Raw genomic sequence first — 25344 nt, 5'->3', positions numbered from 1 at the left:
AAATTTACGTTTTTTTCTTATTTAAAGAAATATAAAAACAAAAACAAATAAACCCATAATAGATCCAAAAAGTGCCAGTACATTGCACCTAGTTCTATACCAAGGGTTTGAGATGAATTGTATTTTTGTTTAAAATGATTATAAATTATAATTAGTAGTGAAATCACACCACCAGCAAGGTGAATCAGGTGCACAACCGTTACAACATATAAAAAAGTAGTCGTTATTGAGCTTCCACTTCCCGTGAAATAATACCCGCTTTCGACTATTTCTCCAAAACCTGCAAACTGCAAAAAAACAAACAATATTCCTAATGCTAAAGTAGCTAAAAGAAACATTGTAGTTTGTGTTTGATTGTCTTTTTGAATCGCTTTTTTGGCTAGGTAAAAAGTCACACTACACCCTATAATTGCCGCAGTGCTATAGTAAAAAGCAATTGGCAATTGAAAATTCTTCAACCAGTCAGCTCTTGATTTACTCACTACAAAAGCACTCGTTAGTCCTGCAAACATCATAGTCATACTCACCATAGCAAACAACAAAATCAATTTATAGGATCTTGCCGTTCTTGATTTTTGCTCGGCTGCTGTCATTATCATTTCCATAATTTATCTTAAAAATTTATCAAATATATAGACTAATTGTAACAAAGTAATATAGGCTACACTAACTAACATCAAAGTTTTAGCCGCTTTTGCGGTTCGTAATTTATACAATCGAACGGCATAAAAAAGCATCCAAATACCCAGTAAAAATACAACAATTGCTGCAATTGGCGTGATAAAAAAACGTCCCGTATACCCTAAAACCGGCAATAAGGAAGCCAAAATAAGCCACACTGTATACAGAATAACCTGCAAAGCGGTTCCTTTGTCTTTCTTTCCCGTTGGTAACATAAAGAACCCTGCTTTTTCATAATCTTCGTATAGAAACCAACCAATAGCCCAAAAATGTGGAAATTGCCAAAAAAACTGAATCAAAAACAAGGTTCCTGCCTCTATTCCAAATTCTCCCGTTGCCGCTACCCACCCCAACATAAAAGGAATTGCACCCGGAAATGCCCCCACAAAAACGGACAATGAAGTCATTGTTTTTAATGGCGTATAAACACTTGTGTATAAAAATATGGAAATAGCACCAAACATGGCCGTCTTCGGGTTGATCGTATAAAGCATCGCAATTCCTATAACGGTAAGCAAACTTGCTACCAGCAATGCAGTGCGTTGAGATATTCTTCCCGTTGGAACCGGACGATTTTTGGTCCTGTCCATCAAAGCATCTAAATCTTTTTCAATTACCTGATTAAAGACATTCGAAGCGCCCACCATACAATACCCGCCTACAGCTAATTTGAACAACACCGCCCAATCTAAAGAGTGCAAATCATAAATCCCAAGCATAAATCCTGCAATAGATGAAAATACGACACTAACGGCTAAACGAGCCTTAGTGATTTCGCGGAAATCGATATAAATAGATTTTAATGAAAGGGTACTTTGTGTTGTGCTCAATGCTAAAGATGATTTGCTTTGTAAAAACTTTTGCAAAAGTAGGGTATCAAAAGGGATTTGACAAAAAACAATTCATAAAAAACTTTTTTAAAATGAAAATGAAAACTAATAGTCAAAATACCAGTTAAAAATATCAGCTCTTAATCCTAAAGTTAGCCAATTAGTGCTCTGATTGAAAGTTGTTGCCGTATTTTTTGAAGGGTCGAAACTCCTGTAAATATAGCTTCCAAAAAACTTTAGGTTGGTTGCCGGATTGACTAAATATCCCCCTTGAAAGTCCGCAATAAAAACAGCTGTTTTATTTCCTTGACCCACTTTTACACCACTGTCAAACGGCCTATTTTCATCATAATCCTTGTAAATATTTCCTCCATAATTAAAAACATCTTCTGTTATACCAAAATCCAGGCCTCGAGTTCCCATAGTAATTTTTGCGTCAGCAAAATACCTTCCTTTGTGGTATCGGGCAATTGCAATAAATTCCTTAAAATTTCCGCCCCACTGATGTCCTATACTTTGATTATTATGTCCGTAATTTGTGACTGGAGCACTATGAGAATATACATACGGACGAACATGATTGTACTCTAACTGCAATAGTAAATTATCTACTTTGAAAGCATCAAAATATTTAATTCCAAGTTGGTATCCGTATTTATTTTTCCAGCTGTTATCCCGTTTTTTTACATCACCAAGCGAAAATTCATCGAGAACAAACTGTCCGTATAAGTTAATCTGGTTGCTCCATTTGTATTTATAAGTCAATCCTAAAAGCGCATTTCCGGTTCTTGCTGACGAAGCAAATTCGACCGCACGATAAAAAATTATGGGATTCACAAAACTCATGTCAAATCCTCTCTCATTGGTATTTGTCCAAATCACAGATTCGAAGAAACCTAGATTCAGCCTGTTCGAAACATTCCAACTCAAATAATGGTTGGCCATAAACTTCGTAGCGTAGGTTCTTTCCAGCGTAGCGTCCGGGCGAACGTCTTTAAGCCACATATAAGTATTGGTATATTTTATTTTCCAAAAATTAGTATTCAATTTAAAATAAGGATAGGGACTGGCGCCATCACTTTCTAACAAAGAGCGATAACCATCCCCAATAAAATTTCTTCCGTAACCCAATTGCATATCAATATGTTTGCTGGGCGCAAAAGTCAAATTGGCTTCGGCCAAAGGAAAATCATACGAATCCGTTTTGAAATCTTTTGCAATTCCGATTCCCGGAATAATCGCAGGATTACCTCCATCCGGTTTGATTGACTCAGCATACCGATTGTAATAATCCGCAAAACGACCCTGACTTTCAAAAATGGTTGTGGTAAAATTGAGTTGTTTTCCTATACCACCACGAAAATTTATCCCCCGTGTATTTACATAAGTATAAGAAGCCTCCGTTTGGGTAGCCTTCCCAAGCTGCAGGTCAAAAATAGGGTTAACTGTAAACCAATAGTCTTCCCCTTGAATTGCAACTGTACTCTCATTCCATAGTTTTCTGGCCCACCAGCCGGAAACATTCTTTTTCAGCTTTTCATTGGCTCCTTTTAAGTCATAATATTTTGACACCTCCGTGTATGTATATGGTTTTGATGCCGTATGATTATTGCTCCCCACTTGATTTAACGAAGCATCAAATTGCGCATAATAACTGTGTGAAAAGGGCACATTCAAATGGCTATCAAATTCAGGGTTATTAAATTTTTTATACACGATGCTATCCAGTTCTGTTACCTTTTTATTGCTACTAGGCAGGAATTCGGCTTTCGCCAAAGCTTCAGCAACAACTTCTCCCCTGTTTTTTAAAGGAATTGCAATCGTCATTGTAAACTTATTATAGGTGGGGTTGCCGTTGTAGGTTGAGGGTTGAATTTTAGGCAATTTTGCAAAAACTCTTTTGGTTTCCTTTATCAGGTCTTGCGCTATGGCATCTACATAAATCACTTTAAATACCCCCGTATTATCTACTTCAAAGAGCACTTTTACCGCTCCTTGAAAATCATTTTGGACTAGGTGCTCTGGAATTTCAAAGTTTTGAAAAACAAAATCCTGAACCTGATTATAGAAACAGCTTTCTAATGCTTCGGATTGCAAGTTTACACAATCTGGGAAAACAGGAAATCGTTCGGCTGAATTTCCTGAATCTTGCAGTAAACTATTAATCTGCTGAGCGTTTGTATAGAAAGAAGACAGGAACAAAAGCACTACAAACACTGTTTTTTTTACCTCAATTTCCTTTATAAATCTAATATTCATTGTGTGAATTTTGACCGTTAGCAATCATTTTAGCTCCCGAAGTTCCTATTCGTCTTACGCCTAATCGGATCATTTCAACAGCTTCCTCATACGTCCGCACTCCTCCGGCAGCTTTTACCGGTAAAGGCGACGCATTTTCGAGCATCATTTTTATAGCAGGAATCGTAGCGCCATTGGGCAGATTATTTTCCGTTTTATAAAATCCGGTTGAAGACTTCACAAAAATCGTAGCGAACAACTCTTGCTGAAAATTAGAAACAATAACATTTTTAATCAAACTTGATAATTGGATGATTTCTTTATCATTGAGCGCTGCAACTTCAATAATCCACTTTACAACTTTCTTATTGGCCAATCCCAATTGCGTACACTTTAGAATTTCATCTTTGACCAAGTCAATTTCACCATTTTTGAAGGCTTCATAATTACAAACAAAATCCAGATCATCAGCCCCATTATCTATAGCCTGTCCGGCCTCAATCAACTTCTGTTCAATTGAAGATTTGCCCTGCGGAAAATCAATTACAGTTCCTGTTTCCAGATTTGAATGTGCCGAAAGAATCATTTTTCTAGCTAAAGGAACCATCTCGGGACGTATCATAATGAGTTTAAAGCGTTCCTCAATGGCTTCCCGAATAAATTCCTGAGCCACAAGCGTATTTTCTTCATGACTGAGACCCGCTTGTACCGCAGTTTTCAAATAGGTTGAGTCTAAATATTGCTTGATATCCATAGCGATTTTGATTTCATAATTATAGTGAACTCTGACTGACAAAAATACATTTTATATGCACATGAGCTTAGTGCTAGATCGTACAATTTAATTATTTTTGATACTACAACTGATACTTTCACTACCTTAAAAATAGTAAAAATCCTGTTCCGTAAAACCGCAACTCTTCTAGTGCCTAAAACATAAAATCCCACAAGAAGTGGGACTTTATCTTTATGTTTTTATTTCTTAAACAGCACCGCGATTGCTACTGCCAGCACCGCTCCGGATGTATTTGCTGAAACATCATATATGTCTGCATGTCTGGAAAGGGTAAACAACTCTTGTGAAATCTCGATTACTATTCCAAAAAAAAAGGAAAACAAAAAAGAAAACACTAACGGTTTTAAACTATTCGAACTGCTTATCTGTTTTTTTAAAAACAAATAACAAAATGACGTTAGTACAAAATGAAAAAAAGCATGGACATATTTATCTATATTGGACACATTCCCAAGAGGGACATTGTTCAATTGTATTAAACAAAAAAAGACAATAATTCCAGCCCATACAATAGCTGCCCACAAAAATAGTTGCTTATGCACCAATAATTTCTTTATACGAATCACTCGAAAGAAGCGAATCAAATTCAGCAACATTAGTTACTTTAATTTTTACCATCCATCCGGCGCCATAAGGATCTGAGTTGACACTTTCCGGAGTGTTCTCTAGTGCGTCATTAAAAGCGATAATTTCTCCTGAGAGAGGAAGAAACAAATCAGAAACCGTTTTAACCGCTTCCACAGTCCCAAAAACCTCATCTTTCTCTAAAGTCTGATCTAAAGTTTCCACCTCAACATACACGATATCACCTAATTCTTTTTGCGCAAAATCAGTGATTCCTACTGTTGCAATATCCCCTTCAAGGCTTACCCATTCGTGATCTTTTGTGTACTTTAAATTTGCTGGTATGTTCATATTATTGTAATTGATAATTATTAAATGATAATTTGAATTTTATGTGACAAATGTAGCAATCTCAATTCAAATCTGGTTTAGATTTAAAGAAAATTAATTCCCAAAATTATACCGAAGTGTAAACCCGGAACGAACATTTGTCAGTGGAAAAGAAGTCGAGATTACTGCTTTAGAAAAAGAATGATCGTAATAGAAAATAGCCGTAAGGTTTTTACTAAAGGAATAATCAGCTTTTACGGTAAGTGACCACAAATTTTGACCGCCTGCCAGCTGATTGTTGTTATAATCCAAGTACCTTACAATGGTTTGATTGTTCCGATAGGACAAATCTGCTTTCAAATTAATATCGCTTTTTATTATTCCTGTGGGATTATCTGCGAGTCTGGAAGAAAAAATAACATCTTTGAAACGGTAGCCTAGCCCAACCACATATTCAATTCCTTTGACTTCGGTCAATAAATTATTATCAAAACTCATGGATAACGCTCTGTCTTTTTTGATTTCGGCCAATACTTTCAAGGAACTTTTCAGTTCAAAATCCATTCGCAACAACGGATTAAATTGCTCTACTAAATTGATATTAGACATGATGGTTTGATTAAAAAAATTACCACTTGCATCAGTTCCGTCGGGTGTTTTATCGTATTCAAAATTTGATCTGAATGCATTTATCGTATATGAAGCCCTGTAATTATGCTGCAGGGAGAATCGTTTGAAATTCTTTTTAAAAACTTCATAACGCATCAGTCCATTATATTTCACAGCCCAGTTTGGGATTGGAAAATTTCTAAAAATTCCCAGCGAAACAGCGGAAGCATCTCCCCCGGAATAAGCAGCTAAAAACGCTGGTAACAATACGGCCTGATTATTTTTTCCATAACCCAAAGGGAATCCTTCCGGATCCAGGTTACTCGGATTATTAATGTCGATGCCGCGCTGTGTTGCCAGTCGATTTGCCACAGTAAGCCTGTTTGATCTAAAGTCATCAAATGCAGCTGATATATTTTCATCACTACCCGAAAAGGAAGTTTTTATCAGAACGGTCGATATCGAGAAAATCCCGGCAGTGTAGGGAGATCTTGCGTTATAAACGCCATCGGTAACGTCATATTGTTCCGAAAAATTTTCAGAGTAGGCCCGGTCTAAAGTCAAATCAATTTTTAAATCCGGCAGTAAATCTACATTTGCTGTAGCTTTAAATAATTTATTTGTCACTCGGGAAAAATTTTGGTTGAAATCCGGATAATTGGTCAGCCATCCATTTTTTGCTGCTTCAAAGCGAACATCATCCTGACTTCCAAAAATAAATCCTAACGATGGTCTTGAAGAACCCAGAAACCCCACGCTTGGTGTGTATCCCGGCAAAACGGTACCGCTATTGTGTGTATAGGTCATCTGAATGTTTTTGACACTAGTCAACATCCCAATCAAACCATCTACAAATGGATTGTTTTTTGGAGCTTGGTTTGCATTCCTATTTACTATTTTTTCTCCCGGTTTTGGAGCAGTCATTCTAGGTTTAGATACTGTCTTAGTACTGTTTTTGGCAAGTCCTAAATATTTATACAACAAATCCATATTGAATGTTGCATTCAAATTATTGGAATTTGCATTTTGAACGGTATTTCCCAGATTATAATTAGCGCCTTCAATTTGTATTTCTGACAAAGCATTAGAAGTACGCTGCCAGCTGTAATCACCGGTATAAGAATACGTTGCTTTTACAAAACTGAACAACGGAATTTTATTAATTGGAATTTCATAATTCAAAACCAGTTGTTGCATGTGTTGATTTGGATCTCCCATGTCCCAATAACTATCCCAAATTGTAAACGTATCAATAGGCTCATTATTCTCGTTCAAATAGCTTTTTACAATATTGCTGGATGAAGCGGTATAGTTTAATTTCAGTGATTTTGTCAAATTATAATTAAATCCATATTGGTAATTAAAAGCAAAATTTCTACGATACAACGGATCAAGTCCTATGCCTTCTACCTCAACCTGTCTGAATTGCTGACGGTTGTATTGTCTAATAATATTGCTGTTAAACGAAATATTTGAAGGCAAATAATTAAAATTAAAATCACTCAGTAACTTCCAATAATTACTGTTTTTCATGAACTTAGTTTTCTTGAACGGCTCCACTGATTTAGGCTGAAATGTGTACGCATAATCTACAGAAGAGTTTACCTGTTGATCCACATAATCTTCGATTTCAAAATCATGTCTTTCTACTTCATTAAAAGATTGCGAAAAAGTAAAGTTTTCCGGGTCGTAAACATGCTGTTTTTGTTCCGGACCACGTTCTTTTCTAACCCCGATAAAGTTTATGCTTTTGCGTTTTGTATAATCAATAGCTCTACTGGCAATATTATCTCTTTGATTTTGATCCGTGGTTTTATCCAGTAACTGTTTTAGTTTTATATCTTGATTAAAAGGATCGTATTCCGGCGTTATTGTTTCTTCGCCTATAGCGTAATTAAAAGGCAGGTTAATCTGCCATTTTGGAGGCAGTAATTTTCCTAAATTCACATTAGCAACAATAGTATACTGTTGCGTATCTTCTCTGCTTCTTTCATTTGGGCCTTGCTCCAATGCTCCAAAACCAATAGTGCTTTTTCTACCGGAAGCTGAAACAGTGGCGAAATCAGCTAAATTTGAATCAATATTCAACACTGCGGCCATTCCGCCTTTGTTATCCATATCGGCCAGGCGAAGTTCATTAAACCAAACTTCTCCTTTAATATCGTTGCGGGCATCATTGTTTTTTACCCCAACCATTAAGGTTCGCACTAACCCAAAATTAGGATTCCCCTTAACTCCTATTCTTAATTTATTTATTTTATTGCCCAGGGAGGAATCCAATTCATCTTCATTTTGATAATAAATCCCATCTAATGGCAGTGTGGCAGGATCGATACTCATAGCCAGAATCTTCAATTGCGTTAATAAAGCAAGTGACAAATCAATTTCATTCTCTGCGGGCCAAACTGTTTCGGCACTCAAAGGTGAGCAATCAGAATTAGATGCTGATGATGGCGTGGTGACTTTTAAAGGAATTTCAATTTGGTAAAAATTCTGGGTAAAATCATTTCCAAAACGAATGAAACCTACCATTTGATTTTCTTGAAGTGCAATTTCGTTTGGTAAAGATTCTGCATGCAAAAACATTTTTAATTTCTTGAATTGGCGCATATCAATACTAACGTTTTTAAAAACGGCTCTGGAGTCTAATGGTTCCAGTCCGTTTCCGGATACCCGCAAGGCTAATGATTGTTCGTTTTGATTAATTACCGTGTTGTTATTAAACAGTTGTTCACGCGTTACGCCCGGTGGAGTAATGTAATTAACAGGACATCTTTGGTTGTTTTCCTGAACATTTACGGCTAAAACATCTAAATTAGTATTGTCATCGTCTATGTTAGTATCATTAAAATCAAGGGTATTGGTATAGCGTCTCCATTCTCCTCGAACTAAATCCAAGGCTCCAAAACGAACCGTTACTTGATCTTCAAAACCGGTCATAAACATTCTCATGAAACGAATAGATCTAAAATCGGAAATATTTCCTATTGTGTTTTCAGGTTGCGAAACCGGAATTTTAAACTGCAGCCATCGGGCCTCTGTATTTGAACCATCGGGCAAGGTCACTTGCGTATTTCTAATATCCGTAATGTAATTTTGTCCCACGGCCATATTGGGCTGGACAGTAATGCTGTATTCATAATACGCATTAATGGTATTCATCGTATTATCCTTATTGATATCCTCGACATCAGGAAGAGTGGTAGACCCTCTGTTAGGATCATTGATATCTACTGTTGAGTTGCCATCAGTACCGTTGTACATTTTGTATCGATCAATAATGCCGCCTGATGCATTCAAGTAAAAAGTATAGTCATCTGCCGCTGGATCCAGCTCAGAAGCAAAATTAGTATATACTGATCCTTCATTAGCATTAGACAAACCATCTAAACCAATGTCTTGATTTTTTCTATTATCAACATTTGTGTCAAAAGCATAAATCAATGATTGAGAAGCCGGGACATCGCCCCATATTGGCTGTGGATTTGCCACTATCTGATCCGGTCCTAATCCGTTTTCATATTGTTTTCTTCCATCTTTCAGGACATCCTCTGATATCTCTCCTAAGTTGAAGTATATTTTACCCGTATTTGTTTGTGCTGCCTGACCATTTCCTACATACGGATCTAAAATCCAAAACTGGATGTATTCCACATTTCCTTGTTCGAAATTAGTCGAATTTAATGCTCGCATGATTCCACCAAAATTGTCTTTGGCATTTGCACCAACATTTAGGCTGTTGTTATATGGCCCCCGTTCTAAAGGATAATAACTTAAATCTAATGTGTTTATCACTTGTGATTGTCCTTGGGCGATATCTGTCAGGGGATACAATTCCTGACTAAAGATTCTTCGGGTAGAATTAAATGAAAGGTCTTCATTAGAAACACCGGATGGTTTTTGTGTATAAAATATCGGATCTATAGAATACCATGATAATTTGGCTCTTTTAAACCCGTAACTTAAGTCATTGGCACTGGCATTAAAGTCATACGCACTAGTTGTGTTTTTTTCTGGGGTTGATGCAAGACTCCAAGAATATGGGCTTCGCATATCAATAGTAGATTGAGTTCCTTCAAAATCATCTACATAAATCGTAGATTCACCCTGAAATTGATCTGCTTTAGGCGAATCCGGTTTCAAGAAAGCAACTTCGCCTCGTATAGAAAGATTAGAAGGCACATCCGTATCCAGATTGGGTAATTTATTTACCAATCGAGTCAAGAATGGCACTTCGGTTGAAAAATTAGTATTAAATCCAAAAATAGTATTGTTGACCGATTCCTGTCCAAAACTCGATTTTTGAGTAAATGGCCTTTCGCTCATTTTCAAAAAAGTGGCTCCAACCACAAAATTATCAGCAATTTTATGCTCTACATTTACACCCATAAACCGCCTGGTTTGCTGGCCAAAAACAGAGTTGTTTTCCAATGACACCTCAATAGGCGTATTAGAGGCTTGAAGTGAAGCATCTAAAATCTGTACGCGACCCAATTGATAATTGACACTGTAGTCAATTCCTTCTACCAGAACCCTTCCTGCTGCGGTCACTACAACAGAACCTCTAGGAACATTAAAAGCGCCAATTGGTATTCCATCACCACCTGTAGATTTGTATTTCCCTCTTAATAAGAACTTATTTTTCTCACTATCCTGCAAAGCCCCTGATTGGGTGTTGCGGTACATATTGCGGAACACATATTTTTTCTGATTCTCATTATAAGAACTTACATTGTTATAATTTTCTATTAAAGCGGGGTTTGCTAATTTAGAAAACAATAATTCTCCAAACGGTTCTTTTGTGGTAAAAATAATTCTTCCGTTTTGAGCATCTATAGTCAGCCCTGGCATAAAGTCAAAAAAACCATCACCTCCGGCTTGCGGATCATTATTGAAATTTAATTTGTCTAAATTAAAGACTTTCAACAATGGTGTGCTGGTAACAGTATAATCTTTTGGAGGAATTTCATTTTTATTGTTAGCATCCGGAAAAGGACTTCCGGATACTTCCGTAATATAGTTTAGAGGCGAAGGATCCGTGTAGAGAATATTAAATCTGAAATCTTCTTGTTTCAATTGATAGCCCCCTTGAATCTGATAGATATTTTTCATCATCAGGTTCCAAATAGGGTTTCTAACGTTAGTCAAATTACTTTTCAGCATTTTCAATATCAAACTTTGCGAGATAACCGCTTGATTTGAGGAACCATTCCCCGTAACCACCGTTGCATCTACTCCATCATTACCAAATTCCCCCACTTGATAGACCTGATCGCCTATGGTATATTGATACGCCACTGCCAGAACCTCATCATTTGCCAGTCGTTGTTGCAATGAAATATATCCTAATTGTGAATTAAAAGTATATTCATTTGGATTCAGTTTTCGAGCATTTTCTAGTTTAGAATAATCCTGTGCTTCACTTACTGTCACATTAAAACCGGAGTTTGCCGTTACAATTTCACGTATATTGGGATTCAGCAAACCTCCTCCTGTAGTAATTTGTGCAGGATCATAATCATTATTTGAATTGTCAGCAGGAGAATCTAAGGGATTATTAAAAATACCTGTTGATGGATCTAAAACAACTACTTCGTTGTCTGCCAAACCCGATAATTGTCCTTCCCCTAAATCCTGAAGTGCAATAATATTTCTAAGGTTATTATTCGTGGTCGTGACACGGTTTTGCTTATTGGTTACCCAAATTTCGATTCGGGAGATCTGAACTCTACTGTCAATAAAAGGATAATTTGCCAGGGATTTATCATACCTGTTTCTGAAATATTGGGATAAGAAAAAATGCCTGTCACTATCATAATCTAAGGCAAACATCTCAAAATCTTCAATTGTGCCTCCACCTTGAGCGATTAAACTTTTAGTCTGCGATTTTTGTTCCGAAAAAACACCGGTGACTGTTGTTTTCCCAAACTGTAATTGTGTTTTTACACCAAATAGACTTTGTGCTCCACGGATCAAGGAACTATTCAATGGCATGCTGACATTACCCACTTCAATTTTTTGAATAATATCGTCCTCTGATGGTGCATATTCCAGCTTGATCAGGTTTTGAAAAGCAAATGTTGACTGCGTATCATAATTTACATTTACATTGAGCCGAGTCCCTACCTTTCCCATCAAGCTCATGCTAATTCTTTGATCAAAATCAAATGAAGTAGTAGTCCTGTTTCTCGGGGAAAATGAGGGATTGTCTTGTTTGGTATACCGCATTCCTAAATCCATTTCAACAGATCCGGTAGGTTTTACATCAATGGTATTGCTACCAAAAACAGATTCAAAAAGCCCTGATTTTACGTAATATCGAGGTAATAAATCTCTTTTAGCAATTTCACTTCCTTCCTTTTTTCCGTCAATAGCGTCTACTTTTTTCTTGAAATAATCCCGCATGGATTCCTTCAAAACAAGATTTTCATACTCTTTTGGTGTTAAAATAATAGGGTAATTAATAGAAAAACCATCCACGGAATTTGTATAGATGTACCTGTCAGTTACAGGATCATAGGTATATGCCGAAAGGACACTTTGAGGATTTTTTAACTGTACCTCCCCTATAGAAAATCCGGTTTTTACGGTATCCTGAACTGCCTGAGTTACTTGTGCATTTGACATAAAACCACAAAATAAAACAAGTGAAAAAATACAAATTTTATGCATACAACTCGTGTTTCTTGAATCCCTTTTTATAGATTTTTCAATGCTTTTTTGATGATTGTTTCCACTGTGGCGTCCGGATCTTCTTTAACAATTTTTTCTATAATTTTTTCCGAAGTTTTTCGTACAAAACCTAAAACTTCCAAAGCTGATAACGCTTCATCTCGATTTGTATTGTTCTGTGACATAGAAACTTCATCTAAGTCGTATAATTTTAATACTTTCTCTTTTAGATCCAGTATGACTCTTTGTGCTGTTTTACTTCCAATTCCTTTTATAGACTGAACAGTAATTACATCCGCAGTCGCAATTGCTTGTATGATTTGTTTAGGATCTAGCGAGGAAAGCATTGTTCTTGCTATGCTCGCTCCTATTCCTGAAACGGACAATAACATTTTGAATATTTCTCTTTCTGACTTTTCCATAAAACCAAAAAGTGTATGCGCATCTTCTTTTATCTGAAGATACGTATACACTTTTATAAAATCTGTACTAGGAAGTAACGAATAGGTATGTAAGGAAATATTTACGTGGTAACCTACGCCACCACAATCAATAATTATGTGAGTGGGTGATTTCTCAACTAGTTTCCCTTGTAAGTGTGCTATCATGAATTAACAATATGTTAACAAATATAACAAAATTAGCATACTATTTTAGTAAATTCATTAATTTAACTTTGTTAGCTTCTTGACGCTTTTCTGAATTTAATTTATTTTTTCTTTTGTTTTTCCTGAGCATCAATCACAGCAATAGCTGCCATGTTTACCATCTCCTCAACACTGGCTCCCAATTGAAATATGTGAACAGGTTTTCCCATCCCTAACATGATTGGCCCAATAGAATCTACTTTATTTAGTTCTTTCAACAGTTTATAGGTGATATTAGCCGATTCCAAATTGGGGAAAATAAGGGTGTTTACTTTTTTGCCTGCCAATTTAGAAAACGGAAATTTCTCTTTCAGCATTTCTGGATTAAGGGCAAAATCAGCCTGAAGTTCTCCATCAATAATCATTTCCGGATGATTTTCATGCAAATAAGCAACCGCTTGTCTTACTTTAGTGGCACTTTCATTTGAGGAAGATCCAAAATTAGAATAGGAAATCATGGCAATGACTGGCTCTACTCCAAACATTCTGGCGGTTTTAGCTGTCATAACTGCAATTTTTGCCAAATCATCTGCTGATGGATTAATATTTATAGCCGTATCAGATAAAAACATTGGTCCACGAGCCGTCATCATCATATTAGTTGTAGCCACCAGCGAAGCCCCAGGTGCTTTCTCGATAAGCTGTAAAATAGGTTTTACCACCGTAGGATAGCTTCTGGAATATCCTGTTACCAATGCATCAGCTTCGCCTTCATTGACCATCATAGCCGCAAAATAATTTCTTTCGCGCATCAGCTTCTGAGCATCTAATAATGAGATTCCTCGTCTTTGTCTGGAGGCCCAGTATGTTGTGGCAAACTTATTTCTTCGACCTTCTTCTTCAGTGATTTTCGGATCAATAATTTCAACATCGGCATCAAAGCCAATTTCTGCTTTCAATTCTAAAATAATTTCTTTATTCCCCAATAAAACTGGAAAACCTATTCCTTCTTCCAATACTATCTGGGCTGCTTTCAAAACATCTAAGTGATCTGCTTCGGCAAAAACGATTTTTTTAGGATCCATTTTAGCTCTATTGGTAATCAATCGAACCATTTTATTATCATTCCCTAAACGCTCTAAAAGTTCCTCTTCATACTTGACCCAATCCGTTATAGGATTCAATGCAACCCCAGAATCCATTGCTGCTTTAGCTACCGCCGGAGCAACAACTATAATCAATCTTGGGTCAAAAGGAGAAGGTATAATATAATCCCGTCCAAATGTTAACTTTTTAGCCCCGTAAGCGATATTCACTTGTTCAGGAACGGACTCTTTCGCTAAAGCTGCCAGCGCTTTGACTGCAGCCATTTTCATGGCTTCATTTATTTTGGTCGCACGCACGTCTAAGGCACCCCTAAAAATATAAGGGAATCCAAGAACATTATTCACTTGATTAGGATAATCAGACCTTCCAGTAGCCATAATCACATCTTTTCGAGTTGCAATGGCTAAATTATAATCAATCTCCGGATCTGGATTTGCCATAGCGAAAACGATAGGATTTACAGCCATTCCCTGTAACATTTTAGGGGTCATAATATCTCCTGATGATAACCCTAAAAAGACATCAGCACCAACTAAAGCTTCTTCAAGACTGATAGGTAAAATGTCTTTGGCATATTTTAATTGTAAATCAGACAATTTCGGATTATCTTTGGTCAACAATCCTTTGCTGTTATACATTAGGATATTTTCTAGTTTTACACCCAGTAAAATATATAAATTTGCACAAGCAAGAGCGGCTGAACCTGCTCCTGAAACTACCAATTTTACATCTTCTACATTTTTGCCGGCCAGCTCAAGGGCATTTAGCAATGCTGCCGAAGAAATGATGGCTGTACCATGCTGATCATCGTGCATCACGGGTATATTAAGCTCTTCTACAAGCCGTCTTTCTATTTCGAAAGATTCCGGTGCTTTGATATCTTCCAGATTAATGCCCCCAAAAGTTGGCGCTATGTTCTTTACCGTCTGGATGAATTCTTCTATATCTTTTGTCCCAATTTCAATATCAAATACGTCGATATTGGCGAAAATTTTAAACAACAACCCTTTTCCTTCCATTACTGGTTTTGACGCTTCCGGACCAATGTCTCCCAATCCTAAAACTGCAGTTCCATTAGTAATCACTGCAACTAAATTTCCTTTTGCAGTATATTTATAAACATTGTTTACGTCTTTAGCAATTTCTAAACACGGCTCAGCTACACCAGGAGAATAGGCCAAAGATAAATCTCTTTGTGTTGCATATTTCTTGGTGGGAACTACTTGAATTTTACCAGGAGTCGGCTTTGCGTGGTATAATAATGCTTCTCTTCTTTTGCTATTCTTTTCCATTGTTTTTAGATTTTATTCTAGCGCGTAAAGATAGGGGTCTAGATTTAAAAAGAGAGGACTTTTCTCCCATTCTTTTGCATAAAAAGGTCTGATTTGATTCCAAAAAAAAAGCTACACGTAATGCAGCTTTAAATAATTATTATTTTTTTGAATCTTTTTTATTGGGTAATGTAGGAGTTTAAATGTTGAATAGTCTCTTTTTGGATCTCGATTATAGCCTTTACCACATCACTTATTGAGATAATTCCAATTACAATTTCATTTTCCAAAACGGGCAGGTGACGCACTCTTTTGGCACTCATCAACTCCATGCAGTACTCCAAATTATCCGATGGACTTACTGTAACCACATCCGTCTCCATGATTTCATAAACAAAGGCTTTTTTTGAAGATTTTGCTTTCAGAACAATTTTCCGAGCATAATCTCTTTCAGACAGCACACCTTTCAAAATCGTATCTTCAATAATAAGAATTGCTCCGATGTTTTTTTCACTCATCACTGACAATGCTTCGTAAACAGTGTTAGTGGAAAGTATGGAATACACTTCCTTCCCTTTAGTACTTAAAATTTGATTAACTGTCATAATTGATTCATTTAGTGAATCATAAAGTTAAAAAAAATATGCATTCAAACAACAAAAACTTTTTTTTAAGCTCTAAAATATAGCATCAGGAGAAACCAACGCTCCTAATTTAGCTTTTAATTCTTCATTCAAAATTTGTAATCCATATTGATAGGACGCATTCACCCAGCCAAAACCTTCCTTTGCGATGTAATCAAATTCAGTCCCTACATTACCATATTCGGCAAAAACTTTATGGGAACTGATTTCCAAATCAAATTTTTCCGGGATTGTTCCATTATAATCCACTGCATTTCTAGTAATTAACCACAACCATCGGTACACCATTTCTTGTGCTTTATCTAGATAATTATAGTTAATCAATCCTTCCCACAGCAACATTTGGTGCGGTGCCCAACCAAAAGGATAATCCCATTGTCGTTGCGGTACCTCTTTTGAAGCATTAGCAATACTAGCCTTAGTGCTTCCTGTAATTCCACCTGTTTTCACAAATTGCGGCAAAGCAATTTCCACTAATTTTTTGGCCTGATTTTCATCACATAACCCAGCCCACAAAGGAAAAAATGTTGTCGCCGCTTCAAACGGGAACTGCTTATGGCTCACAAAATCATAATCAAAATACATACCTGCGTCCTCGTTCCAGCACAATTCATTCATTTTATCTTTACGGGAAAGTGCTTTTTGCTCCCATTCTTCTGAAGTGTAAAGGATCTCGCCACTTTGAAAAGCATTACTAAAATATTCTTTTATCAAGTAAGCGACATCTTTTTCATATTTGTAAAGAAAACTATTGACATCTACTGAATTCAAATTAGTACACGTATTTATCAGGCGGTTTGTTGTATCATGCCCGCTTTCTCTCATGCTTCGATCATGAACAAAATAAATGTCCAGTTCGTCATCAACAAGCGTTCGCTGTAAATATTGTTTTTCAAATTCTCGAATAGGTAAATTGTATTTTTTAGCATACGGCTCTAAAACATCATCAAAATGCCCCGGTTCTACTTCAAATGGCATTCCAATTCCATCGGCTTTATACCTGTTTAAACCTGTTGGGGTCAAGCGATTTCCTTGCACCATCCAAACTGTATTGTATTCCAAAATGACCGTTTCCAAATGACTTCTTAACCAGTCTACACTTGGCGTTTTCTTTTTTGCAATTTCGATTAGCAAAGAAGAATACAAAGGCGGTTGTGTTCTGGTCAAATAATAACTTCTATTCGCATTCAGAATTTTACCATACTGTATAATTTGGTATTTAAAATTTTCAGCAATTGCGATTGCTTTGTCTAATTGACCATCTATTAACAAGCCAACACCAATAAAATAGCTGTCCCAACCATACATTTCATTGAATCTTCCACCAGGAACAACAAAAGGCACACCTTGCAGACTGTATAATTTTTGTTCCAGAGTCAAAGCCAGAATTCCTGGTTTTTCATTTAAAGTTTCCACATATTCCACCGAATAATTCTCAGGCAGAATTTCAACTTTAAAATTTGGCAATTCTTTTTCTAATTCTTGAAAATAAGCAACTCCCGTTTTGTCTTTGGCAGCAACATAAAGTGTTGCCACATCACTGGACGTTTTTTCATCTTCAATAATTTGTTTCAACCCTTTTTTATCAATGGTACGAGTCAGTTCCTCCCAATAATCATCCTTGATTTTTCTTGAAATTCGGTGAACTGGATTCTCTTGAATGCGACTCAAATCGACTTCACCCAATACTGAATTCGCTTCCTTAAGCTGCGCTAATTCCTGTAATAAATTGGACAAATGATACGTACCTATAATAGCCACTTCCTGTTTGGTGTTTTCGTCTACCAAAACAAATTTTTTAGGCCCATTGTCGTCTTTCGTGATTTTTTTATCCTGATCTGTATCCTCTTGAAGCAATAGTTCTTGGAATACTTTGTCTATATTGAGTATGAATTTCATTGTTTAGCGGTAAGTTTTTTTAAAATAAAGAAAGAAACAAGCAGTAATGACATTGGAATTAAAGTGTAATAAAAGGCGTTTTCAGGGCCTTCATTTTTAAATAAGTAACCAATAACTCTAGAGCCCAAAGTACCACCAAGTGCTGAGAAAACCACAATTAAACCAGTCATAGAACTGTGTAATTTTTTTGGCAAGGCACTTAAAACTACTGAATTTAAAAGCGGATAAATCGGTGCAATAAAAAGTCCTACTAACGGAAATGCAAATCCTATCAAAGGAATATCGCTTAATGAATTGATTTCTTTGACATTCAATCCAACTGTTTTAGGAAGTACAAAAATCACAATGAGCATAGCTGCTATAATACAAAAACTGAGTACCCAAATCCAATTGACTCTTTTAGTAATTACCCCAGCAACAAGTCGGCCTACAGCCAATGAAATAGCCAAAATACTCGCCATCATGATACTGATATTCTCCGGAAGATGCAACACCTTATTATTGAAAGTAGGCAACCAAGACATAATTCCCTGCTCAATCATTACAAATAGGAATGCGCTGATTACAAAAACGATGGTTAACAGTTTCGCAAATAATTTGAACATTTGTTTGAAGTCATCAGCTAGATCAACGCCCGGAATTTCAATTTTATTTTCGAATTTGATAAAAAATAAAAAACCAAAAGACAATAACGAAATACCGGCCAATAACCAATACACGTTCAACCAAGCATCTGGATTCGCATCTGAATTAAAAGCCGGAAACAAGAAATACGCTAATGCAATTCCTATCATAAACACGCCTTCAATGCTACTCATCAAACTATTGTGTTCGTGTTGATTGGTTGTTATGGTTCCAATAAGTGAATACACCGATACTTTTATCAATGCAAAAGAAACGCCCACGGTAGCAAAAAGCAATTTGGCCGTTCCAAAAGAATTTCCATAATACATACTGACGCAAGCTGCTGAAACCAAAGCCAAACCAATAAGCATAGCTTTCTTATATCCAATTCTGGGTAAAAACGAAGCGATTAAAAACGAAACTATAGCAATGGGCAAATCCTTGTATGCTTCCAAAACACTGGCTTGAAATTCATCTACACCATAATTTTTTTGCGCCTTTAATATCACAATTCCCACGCTGTTCAGCAGAATTGCAAATACAAAGTAGTTGAGATACATGGCTAATTTTATAGTGCTTTTTTTCATGTTTTATCTATTATAACAATTAATTTTTATTCAAAGACATTACAAATCGGAATTTAAATATTCCTGAATATCTATTCCTTCTGGCAATCTGCCTACATTCTGAAGTTTCAATACTGCCAGTTTCTGTGCAATAGTTATTGTTTCTTCAAAGTTTTTATTCAACAATTGTGCATATAAAAAACCCGTCCAGAAAGCGTCTCCTGCTCCTGTGGTGTCTTTAATATCTTCTACCGGCAATGCTTTTTGATGAAACCTTCCATAGTCAACATTAGACAATACTACGCCATCTTTCCCTTTTGTCAAACAAATCGTTGAAGCGCCCAAGCTATGAAAATAATCAAAAATAAAATTTTCGGTTTTTTCTTCCGCAAAAAGACGGTAACAGTCATCTTCGCTTAATTTTACCAAAGGATTTGTTGACAAATAATCCTTTAAAACCTCACTTGCCTCTTCCCGATCAGGCCAAATTCTCTCCGAAAAATTAATATCAATACTCGTTTGTAATCCTAATGCTTTCGCTCGTTTGGCACTTTCCACAATAGTGGTCCGAGCTGGATTTTTGCTTAAAGCAAAACAAGTCGTATGGAAAATTTTAGCACTTTCCAGTAAATCATTCGGTATTTGACTTTGCTCAATCTGACAATCTGCTTCTCTGTACGGAATAAAATCCGGCGTACTTGTCGATTTTGAAACAAATATTACAGACGTCGGATGACTTTCTGATATTCTAATTTGTGACGTAATGACATGATTTGCTTTTAACTTTCGAACAATATATTCGCCTAAACCATCTTCTCCACAGGTGGCCACTAATACTGATTTCAGACCCAAACGCGCAGCATTTACGGCCAAATTTGTTGGCGAACCGCCCAGAAAACGATGGTAATCTTTGGTTCTATTTATAGACGTATTCATTTCATGACCAATAAAATCAATCAAAACTTCGCCTGCACATAATATGTCTATTGACTTTTTCACTTAAACTAAAAATTTAAAATTTGTATGTACACTTTGGTGCAACAGCACCGTTGCTGCGCCACTCCAAGCGCAAAAAGGAACGCCGTTTGGCTCTTTGGTTTCGCTATTAAAATTTTCGTAGAAACTAAAATTTTCAATAGCGTTGGCTTCATTTATAGCCGTTAAAAGCGCCTCTGCTTCCTTATTATTTCCTTTCGAAAGCAAAGCCAGACCATAAAAGCCATTGACCATGGACCAACTTCCACCGTTATGAAACTCATTAGGGTAATTTCTGAACTCGTATTTGCAATTGTTTTTAAGCAAATTCCAGTCTAAATCAGTTTCTTGTATTGGTGGCCAAAAAGCAGGTAACAACTGCAATTTCATTTCGTTTTTGAGTGCAATTGAATATTCTAAAATTGAATTTTGAAAATCTTCGGAACCAATGTTTAAGTACAAAGCCAACGAATTTGCAAAAGCATCAAACTGTGTTTTGTAACCAGCCGGTGAAAAAGAACACGGCATGTATTTTTGGAAGTTCAATTCATTATATGCACGTTCGTGGTATTTTTCACCAACTGAATTTGGAGTAAAATTAATTTCTAGTTGCGCTGTTATTGTTTCAATCTTTACGGTAATATCCTCGTCATGTGCAAAATGATTGTAACTTTTTAAGGCCCAAATTCGGAGTAATTGATCGTACAAAACATAGCCGTCCGTAATATATTCATCCGCCCAATTTCCTGATAATGGCACATACAAAAGGCCTTTATTGTTAAATTCCCAGGATTCCAGGAGCGCAAAACACTTTTCAATTTCAGTATCGTATTTTGCTACAAAAGTAATGTCCTTTGTATAATACGCATATTGGCAGATCCCAATTACAAACCAAGTCACGGCGTCGACTCTTCCTGCCAATCCGCCATAACTAACCTCAACTTGCTCGCCAATTGTCATCACGTTAGACGGAATAGTGCCATTTTGATGTTGATTACTAGCTAATGTTTCTAATGTGTTACGGAATGTTTCGATCAATTTTTTATCTCCAGAGGCCAAAGCCGCCAATCCACAAATCACTCCATCTCGGGCCCAGACTCTTTTATAGTTGGAAATATTTTGAGCACTGGCTAGAAATCCTTCAGAAGAAGACACTTTCTCAAGCAACTCCATTGCTTTTGTATAATTCAAATCACTGTTCATATTATTGTCTTGAAACATTTTTACTTTTAATCAAAAGAGTACAAAAAGCACCGATTAGCATCAGAACCCCAGCAAAAGTAATGGCTTGGCGAGCATCATTATCTAAGAAATTCTTTAAAATATAACCAAAAGAGAGATTTTGGATAATCATTGGAATAACAATCATCATATTAATAATACCCATGTACACTCCATAGCGCTCTTTTGGAATAACAGCAACGACCATCAAATATGGTATTCCCATCATACTGGCCCAAGCAATTCCGTAACCAATAATTACTGCAAAAAATATGTATTGATTTTGCACCATTGGAAACCATAAAAAAGAAACGGCTCCAAATAAAAGACAGACAAAATGAATCATTTTTGCACCGTATTTTTTAGCTAATATTGCCAAATAAAAGGCAATTGAAAAAGTAACTATAAATCCAAAAGCACCAATTAATCCGTTCCATTCTACCGCTTTTTCATAGCCCATTGCATTCCTCGGTGTTACATTCCATACGGACAAAGCAATACTTTTCGAATTATTTTGCCAATAGCACATCATGGCATACCATTGAAACAAATACACCAGAAACAGTTGCCACATGACCGTTGGCATTTCTAAAACTGCTTTATAAATATCGATAAAAGGCGAAAAAATATTTAGAGGTTCTGCTTTTAAGATAGCTAATTCTTCTGCTGTTGGCGGGATTTCTGTAGTTTTACCCATACTCCACCAAATGGAAGTTACTGAAAGAATTGCTCCTAAAAAAAAGGAGGCATAAATCCACGTTGGTAGCGATCCTGTATATCCTACAAAAATAATTGGAAACAGAAAAAGGGAAATATAAGCCAGAAACTGTCCGAAACCAGTAAAAAAACTTTGCGCCTGGAAACCTGTTGGTTGTTGTTCTTCATCCAGCGTATCCGCAATAAAAGCCCGGTACGGTTCCATAGCAGTATTGTTACCAACATCCAGAATCCAAAGCAAACCTGCAGCCATCCATAAGGAACTGCTAAATGGGAATAGAAATAAGGCGATACTACAAATTATGGCTCCGATAAAAAAGTACGGTTTGCGCCTTCCCCACCTTGGATGCCACGTTTTATCACTCATTGCGCCAATAATGGGTTGAATCAATAAGCCCGTTAAGGGTCCGGCAAGATTTAAAATAGGAATTTGATCCGGACTTGCATGTAAAAAATCATAAATAGGATTTACGGCACTTTGTTGCAAGCCGAAACTGTATTGTATGCCGAAAAAACCAACATTCATATTGATTATCTGCCAAAATTTTAATTTTACTTTAAAGCTCATTTTGGTTGGTTGATTTATTAATTTTATCTAAAAATAATTTTAATATTGCCAATTAAAAACAGATTAAAAACAAAAACGTTTTCGGAAGACCCGAAAACGTTTTCGATTATTTTAAATCAACGAAAATCAACCTTTATTTTGAAGCAAAAGGAATGATGATTTTTGTTTCCCATTCTGATTCTACACCCCCATTAAAAGGATTTGAAAGAAAATGCTCTAATGGTTTATTCTCTAATTTATAGCCATGTAGTTTCGCATAATCCAACAACGCAAACCAAGATCTGTCTGAAGTTCTGAAATTACCAAAATATGTTGCCTGAAGACCCTTTAACGCCGGTATAATTTTAAATTTGACATCACTATCCGGAACATATTTTGTATTTTTGGAAATCGGAAAACAATAATTAAAACTAATAATTTCTTTATCTTGATTCCAATCAGTAACTTCCAAATAAGGACGATAACCGATTATTTTTATTTTATTTCTATCTAAATAACCTACAATTTTAGCATCAAATTCAATCATAGTCTGTGCTTTTTCTTGCAAAATACTTTTTAAAGAAATGTAAGCTACATATATTTCTTCAGATGATCTTTTACCGTCTATTCTTATTTTAAAATCGTCAATATGATCTTCAAGTCCCATTTTAAAAGATTTTATTTTCTCTATTTGTTCCGTCCTAAACTTGGTTGAAACAAAGGGAGCTGTTAATCTATTGTAAAAGGAATGATTTAAATCTTTTATTCCAACAGTAATACTGGTCATAGAATCGTTTACTGATTTCATATTCCAAGTGTATTCCATTTCTTTATTTCCTTTTTTCATCTGATGTTTGATGAAATCAAAATTTCTTTTTTCTAAAACAGTATAAAATTCATTTTGATTTTTAGTCTGTGTTGTTGTCCACTCTATAATTCCTTGAGAAATAGTTCCTGTTGCAGCATTAACTTTAAAAGTAATAGTATAATCCGATTGCTTTAATAAAAAATACCATCCTAAAAAAGAAAATAAAACGACAGCCGATAACCACTTTAACTTATTATTCATTGTATGAATTTGATTTATTTAGATTTGAAAAATTTGATTTTACTATTAATATATGTCCCTAGGTTTGTACCTTGAACTACCCCATTTTCAATTGCGGCTCTATAATGAATGCCTCCATACAACCTACTAATAGAAGCTTCTGCTGCAGCTTGCTTAAACGATTTAAAAGGTCTTTTAGGCAACCCAAAAGAAACTTCTGAGTCATCGATATAACTAAAATTATCTCCAAAAATAGAGGTTAGAATAATTGCCGAACACGACGAAACTACAGAGTGTCCACTTACATATTCCGGAAAAGGAGGTGTTTGTAATTGTGGTCTCCAGTTTTCATCAATGTTTTGATTGATATACGTTTCAGGACGCACAACATTACTCCTATACTTTTCATCCCAACAACTAATGAAGCTCTCAAAAATTCCGATAGATGTTATAGTGTAAGCAAAAACAGTAGTTTCAAAATCTGATTTCGATTTTTTTAAGGCTATTTTAGTGATATTAATCCAATGTGCATCCGGTGTATTTTTCTTCTTTGCAAACATCATGTGTCCCTGTATGACTGTAGCATAGGGATTACAATCCCAAAAGGAAGCTATAGCCGATTCCTCAGGAATTGGTTTGCTTGGATTTTTTTCGACTTCAATTAATTTTTCAGAAATTAAATTTCCGACATCATAGGTTTCTTTTGCCTCTTTATAAAAAGCAGAATTTTTATCCGTAGAATAAGGATGAGGTGGAATGGCTTTAAATTGAGAGGCTGAATCCATAACCAAAGTTCTTATTTCGCCCCAATGAGGCTCCACACCATCCATATAAGAGGGCGGCGTTGGTTGCCATCGGCCGGGTTGATCTGCATACACTGAAAACTTAGGAAAAGTACGCGTTTGTTTATAATTATCTTTCCCCATCCACATTTTTATTCTGTCTACCACTCTTAAAGCGTACGCTTTGGAAACATCAAATTCTTTTTGATTTTCAGCGCTCCATTTTTCATACAAACTGTCTCTATATTTTTCTATAGCTTCCTCAGAAAAAATCAATTCTTTACTCACTTCAATATGGGCAATAAGCGCTGCCAAATTTTTATTCACTCCACTTTTCGGATCTAGTTTAGGAATAGAATCCAGTCCTTTTAACTGCCCTTGTAAACTTTCGTATTTCGTGCTATTTTGTGCCATAATCTCGTAAGCTGCAACATTGGGATAAACATAAATTCTACTCGCTACTGGAGGAGAAAATATGTCATGAACCATAATTCCTGTTACTGTATCTACTGCAGCACAAAAATCAGCTGATGACACTTTAATTGGCATCTCTTTGCCACAAGAGGTCAAAAAGAGCATTATAAGTCCTAGAAGATAAATTTTAGAGTTCATTTTATAGGGTTTAAGTGAGTTGTT

17 protein-coding genes are annotated in these 25344 nt (G+C 36.0%); all 17 read right to left on the bottom strand.

What is annotated here, in order from left to right:
- Positions 1-17: 17 nt before the first annotated feature.
- The 17 genes from EKL96_RS04040 to EKL96_RS03960 all read right to left on the bottom strand — a co-directional run bounded on the left by EKL96_RS04040 (position 18) and on the right by EKL96_RS03960 (position 25320).
- Positions 18-605 (bottom strand): heme-copper oxidase subunit III, encoded by a 588-nt coding sequence (locus EKL96_RS04040; protein WP_126458492.1) that lies wholly within the window; start codon positions 603-605, stop codon positions 18-20.
- Between the two features lie 3 nt (positions 606-608).
- Positions 609-1511, bottom strand: a complete 903-nt coding sequence (gene cyoE / locus EKL96_RS04035) for a heme o synthase (protein ID WP_126458489.1) — start codon at positions 1509-1511, stop codon at positions 609-611.
- 105 nt (positions 1512-1616) lie between these two features.
- Positions 1617-3770, bottom strand: a complete 2154-nt coding sequence (locus EKL96_RS04030) for a gliding motility protein RemB (RefSeq protein WP_126458486.1) — start codon at positions 3768-3770, stop codon at positions 1617-1619.
- The gene (gene deoC, locus EKL96_RS04025; protein ID WP_126459090.1) at positions 3760-4503 is read right to left on the bottom strand and encodes a deoxyribose-phosphate aldolase; all 744 of its coding nucleotides are present in this window, start codon (positions 4501-4503) and stop codon (positions 3760-3762) included. The genes EKL96_RS04030 and deoC overlap by 11 nt, the downstream gene beginning before the upstream one ends.
- Before the next feature lie 221 nt (positions 4504-4724).
- Complete coding sequence (locus EKL96_RS14665; protein WP_126458484.1) at positions 4725-5141, bottom strand: VanZ family protein; 417 nt, start codon at positions 5139-5141, stop codon at positions 4725-4727.
- On the bottom strand, positions 5080-5460 hold the full coding sequence (gcvH, locus tag EKL96_RS04015) for a glycine cleavage system protein GcvH (RefSeq protein WP_126454175.1): 381 nt from the start codon (positions 5458-5460) through the stop codon (positions 5080-5082). The genes EKL96_RS14665 and gcvH overlap by 62 nt, the downstream gene beginning before the upstream one ends.
- Positions 5461-5553: 93 nt before the next feature.
- Positions 5554-12720, bottom strand: coding sequence for a cell surface protein SprA (sprA, locus tag EKL96_RS04010; RefSeq protein ID WP_126458481.1), 7167 nt, complete (start codon positions 12718-12720; stop codon positions 5554-5556).
- A 26-nt stretch (positions 12721-12746) separates the two neighbouring features.
- Positions 12747-13328, bottom strand: coding sequence for a Holliday junction branch migration protein RuvA (gene ruvA, locus EKL96_RS04005; RefSeq protein ID WP_126458479.1), 582 nt, complete (start codon positions 13326-13328; stop codon positions 12747-12749).
- A gap of 101 nt (positions 13329-13429) precedes the next feature.
- Complete coding sequence (locus EKL96_RS04000; RefSeq protein WP_126458476.1) at positions 13430-15706, bottom strand: NADP-dependent malic enzyme; 2277 nt, start codon at positions 15704-15706, stop codon at positions 13430-13432.
- 158 nt (positions 15707-15864) lie between these two features.
- The gene (locus tag EKL96_RS03995; protein ID WP_126458474.1) at positions 15865-16290 is read right to left on the bottom strand and encodes a CBS domain-containing protein; all 426 of its coding nucleotides are present in this window, start codon (positions 16288-16290) and stop codon (positions 15865-15867) included.
- A 72-nt stretch (positions 16291-16362) separates the two neighbouring features.
- On the bottom strand, positions 16363-18228 hold the full coding sequence (locus EKL96_RS03990; protein ID WP_126458472.1) for a trehalase family glycosidase: 1866 nt from the start codon (positions 18226-18228) through the stop codon (positions 16363-16365).
- The gene (locus tag EKL96_RS03985) at positions 18225-19439 is read right to left on the bottom strand and encodes an MFS transporter (protein WP_126458469.1); all 1215 of its coding nucleotides are present in this window, start codon (positions 19437-19439) and stop codon (positions 18225-18227) included. The genes EKL96_RS03990 and EKL96_RS03985 overlap by 4 nt, the downstream gene beginning before the upstream one ends.
- Positions 19440-19478: 39 nt before the next feature.
- The gene (locus tag EKL96_RS03980) at positions 19479-20417 is read right to left on the bottom strand and encodes a carbohydrate kinase family protein (protein ID WP_126458466.1); all 939 of its coding nucleotides are present in this window, start codon (positions 20415-20417) and stop codon (positions 19479-19481) included.
- On the bottom strand, positions 20418-21614 hold the full coding sequence (locus EKL96_RS03975) for a glycoside hydrolase 100 family protein (protein WP_231507383.1): 1197 nt from the start codon (positions 21612-21614) through the stop codon (positions 20418-20420).
- Complete coding sequence (locus EKL96_RS03970) at positions 21598-22899, bottom strand: MFS transporter (RefSeq protein WP_126458464.1); 1302 nt, start codon at positions 22897-22899, stop codon at positions 21598-21600. The genes EKL96_RS03975 and EKL96_RS03970 overlap by 17 nt, the downstream gene beginning before the upstream one ends.
- 133 nt (positions 22900-23032) lie before the next feature.
- Positions 23033-23947 (bottom strand): hypothetical protein, encoded by a 915-nt coding sequence (locus tag EKL96_RS03965; RefSeq protein WP_126458461.1) that lies wholly within the window; start codon positions 23945-23947, stop codon positions 23033-23035.
- Positions 23948-23961: 14 nt separating this feature from the next.
- The gene (locus EKL96_RS03960) at positions 23962-25320 is read right to left on the bottom strand and encodes a vanadium-dependent haloperoxidase (protein WP_126458457.1); all 1359 of its coding nucleotides are present in this window, start codon (positions 25318-25320) and stop codon (positions 23962-23964) included.
- Positions 25321-25344 lie beyond the last annotated feature (24 nt).

Source organism: Flavobacterium sp. LS1R10 (assembly GCF_003968825.1).
Lineage (GTDB): Bacteria > Bacteroidota > Bacteroidia > Flavobacteriales > Flavobacteriaceae > Flavobacterium.
This window is presented reverse-complemented; position numbering and strand designations above follow the sequence as displayed.

What these genes read in the sequence shown, in the direction of transcription:
- EKL96_RS04040 (WP_126458492.1), bottom strand. Translation starts at nt 605, where the DNA reads ATGGAAATGATAATGACAGCAGCCGAGCAAAAATCAAGAACGGCAAGA.
- EKL96_RS04030 (WP_126458486.1), bottom strand. Translation starts at nt 3,770, where the DNA reads ATGAATATTAGATTTATAAAGGAAATTGAGGTAAAAAAAACAGTGTTT.
- deoC (WP_126459090.1), bottom strand. Translation starts at nt 4,503, where the DNA reads ATGGATATCAAGCAATATTTAGACTCAACCTATTTGAAAACTGCGGTA.
- EKL96_RS14665 (WP_126458484.1), bottom strand. Translation starts at nt 5,141, where the DNA reads ATGTTGCTGAATTTGATTCGCTTCTTTCGAGTGATTCGTATAAAGAAA.
- gcvH (WP_126454175.1), bottom strand. Translation starts at nt 5,460, where the DNA reads ATGAACATACCAGCAAATTTAAAGTACACAAAAGATCACGAATGGGTA.
- sprA (WP_126458481.1), bottom strand. Translation starts at nt 12,720, where the DNA reads ATGCATAAAATTTGTATTTTTTCACTTGTTTTATTTTGTGGTTTTATG.
- ruvA (WP_126458479.1), bottom strand. Translation starts at nt 13,328, where the DNA reads ATGATAGCACACTTACAAGGGAAACTAGTTGAGAAATCACCCACTCAC.
- EKL96_RS04000 (WP_126458476.1), bottom strand. Translation starts at nt 15,706, where the DNA reads ATGGAAAAGAATAGCAAAAGAAGAGAAGCATTATTATACCACGCAAAG.
- EKL96_RS03995 (WP_126458474.1), bottom strand. Translation starts at nt 16,290, where the DNA reads ATGACAGTTAATCAAATTTTAAGTACTAAAGGGAAGGAAGTGTATTCC.
- EKL96_RS03990 (WP_126458472.1), bottom strand. Translation starts at nt 18,228, where the DNA reads ATGAAATTCATACTCAATATAGACAAAGTATTCCAAGAACTATTGCTT.
- EKL96_RS03985 (WP_126458469.1), bottom strand. Translation starts at nt 19,439, where the DNA reads ATGAAAAAAAGCACTATAAAATTAGCCATGTATCTCAACTACTTTGTA.
- EKL96_RS03975 (WP_231507383.1), bottom strand. Translation starts at nt 21,614, where the DNA reads ATGTTTCAAGACAATAATATGAACAGTGATTTGAATTATACAAAAGCA.
- EKL96_RS03970 (WP_126458464.1), bottom strand. Translation starts at nt 22,899, where the DNA reads ATGAGCTTTAAAGTAAAATTAAAATTTTGGCAGATAATCAATATGAAT.
- EKL96_RS03965 (WP_126458461.1), bottom strand. Translation starts at nt 23,947, where the DNA reads ATGAATAATAAGTTAAAGTGGTTATCGGCTGTCGTTTTATTTTCTTTT.
- EKL96_RS03960 (WP_126458457.1), bottom strand. Translation starts at nt 25,320, where the DNA reads ATGAACTCTAAAATTTATCTTCTAGGACTTATAATGCTCTTTTTGACC.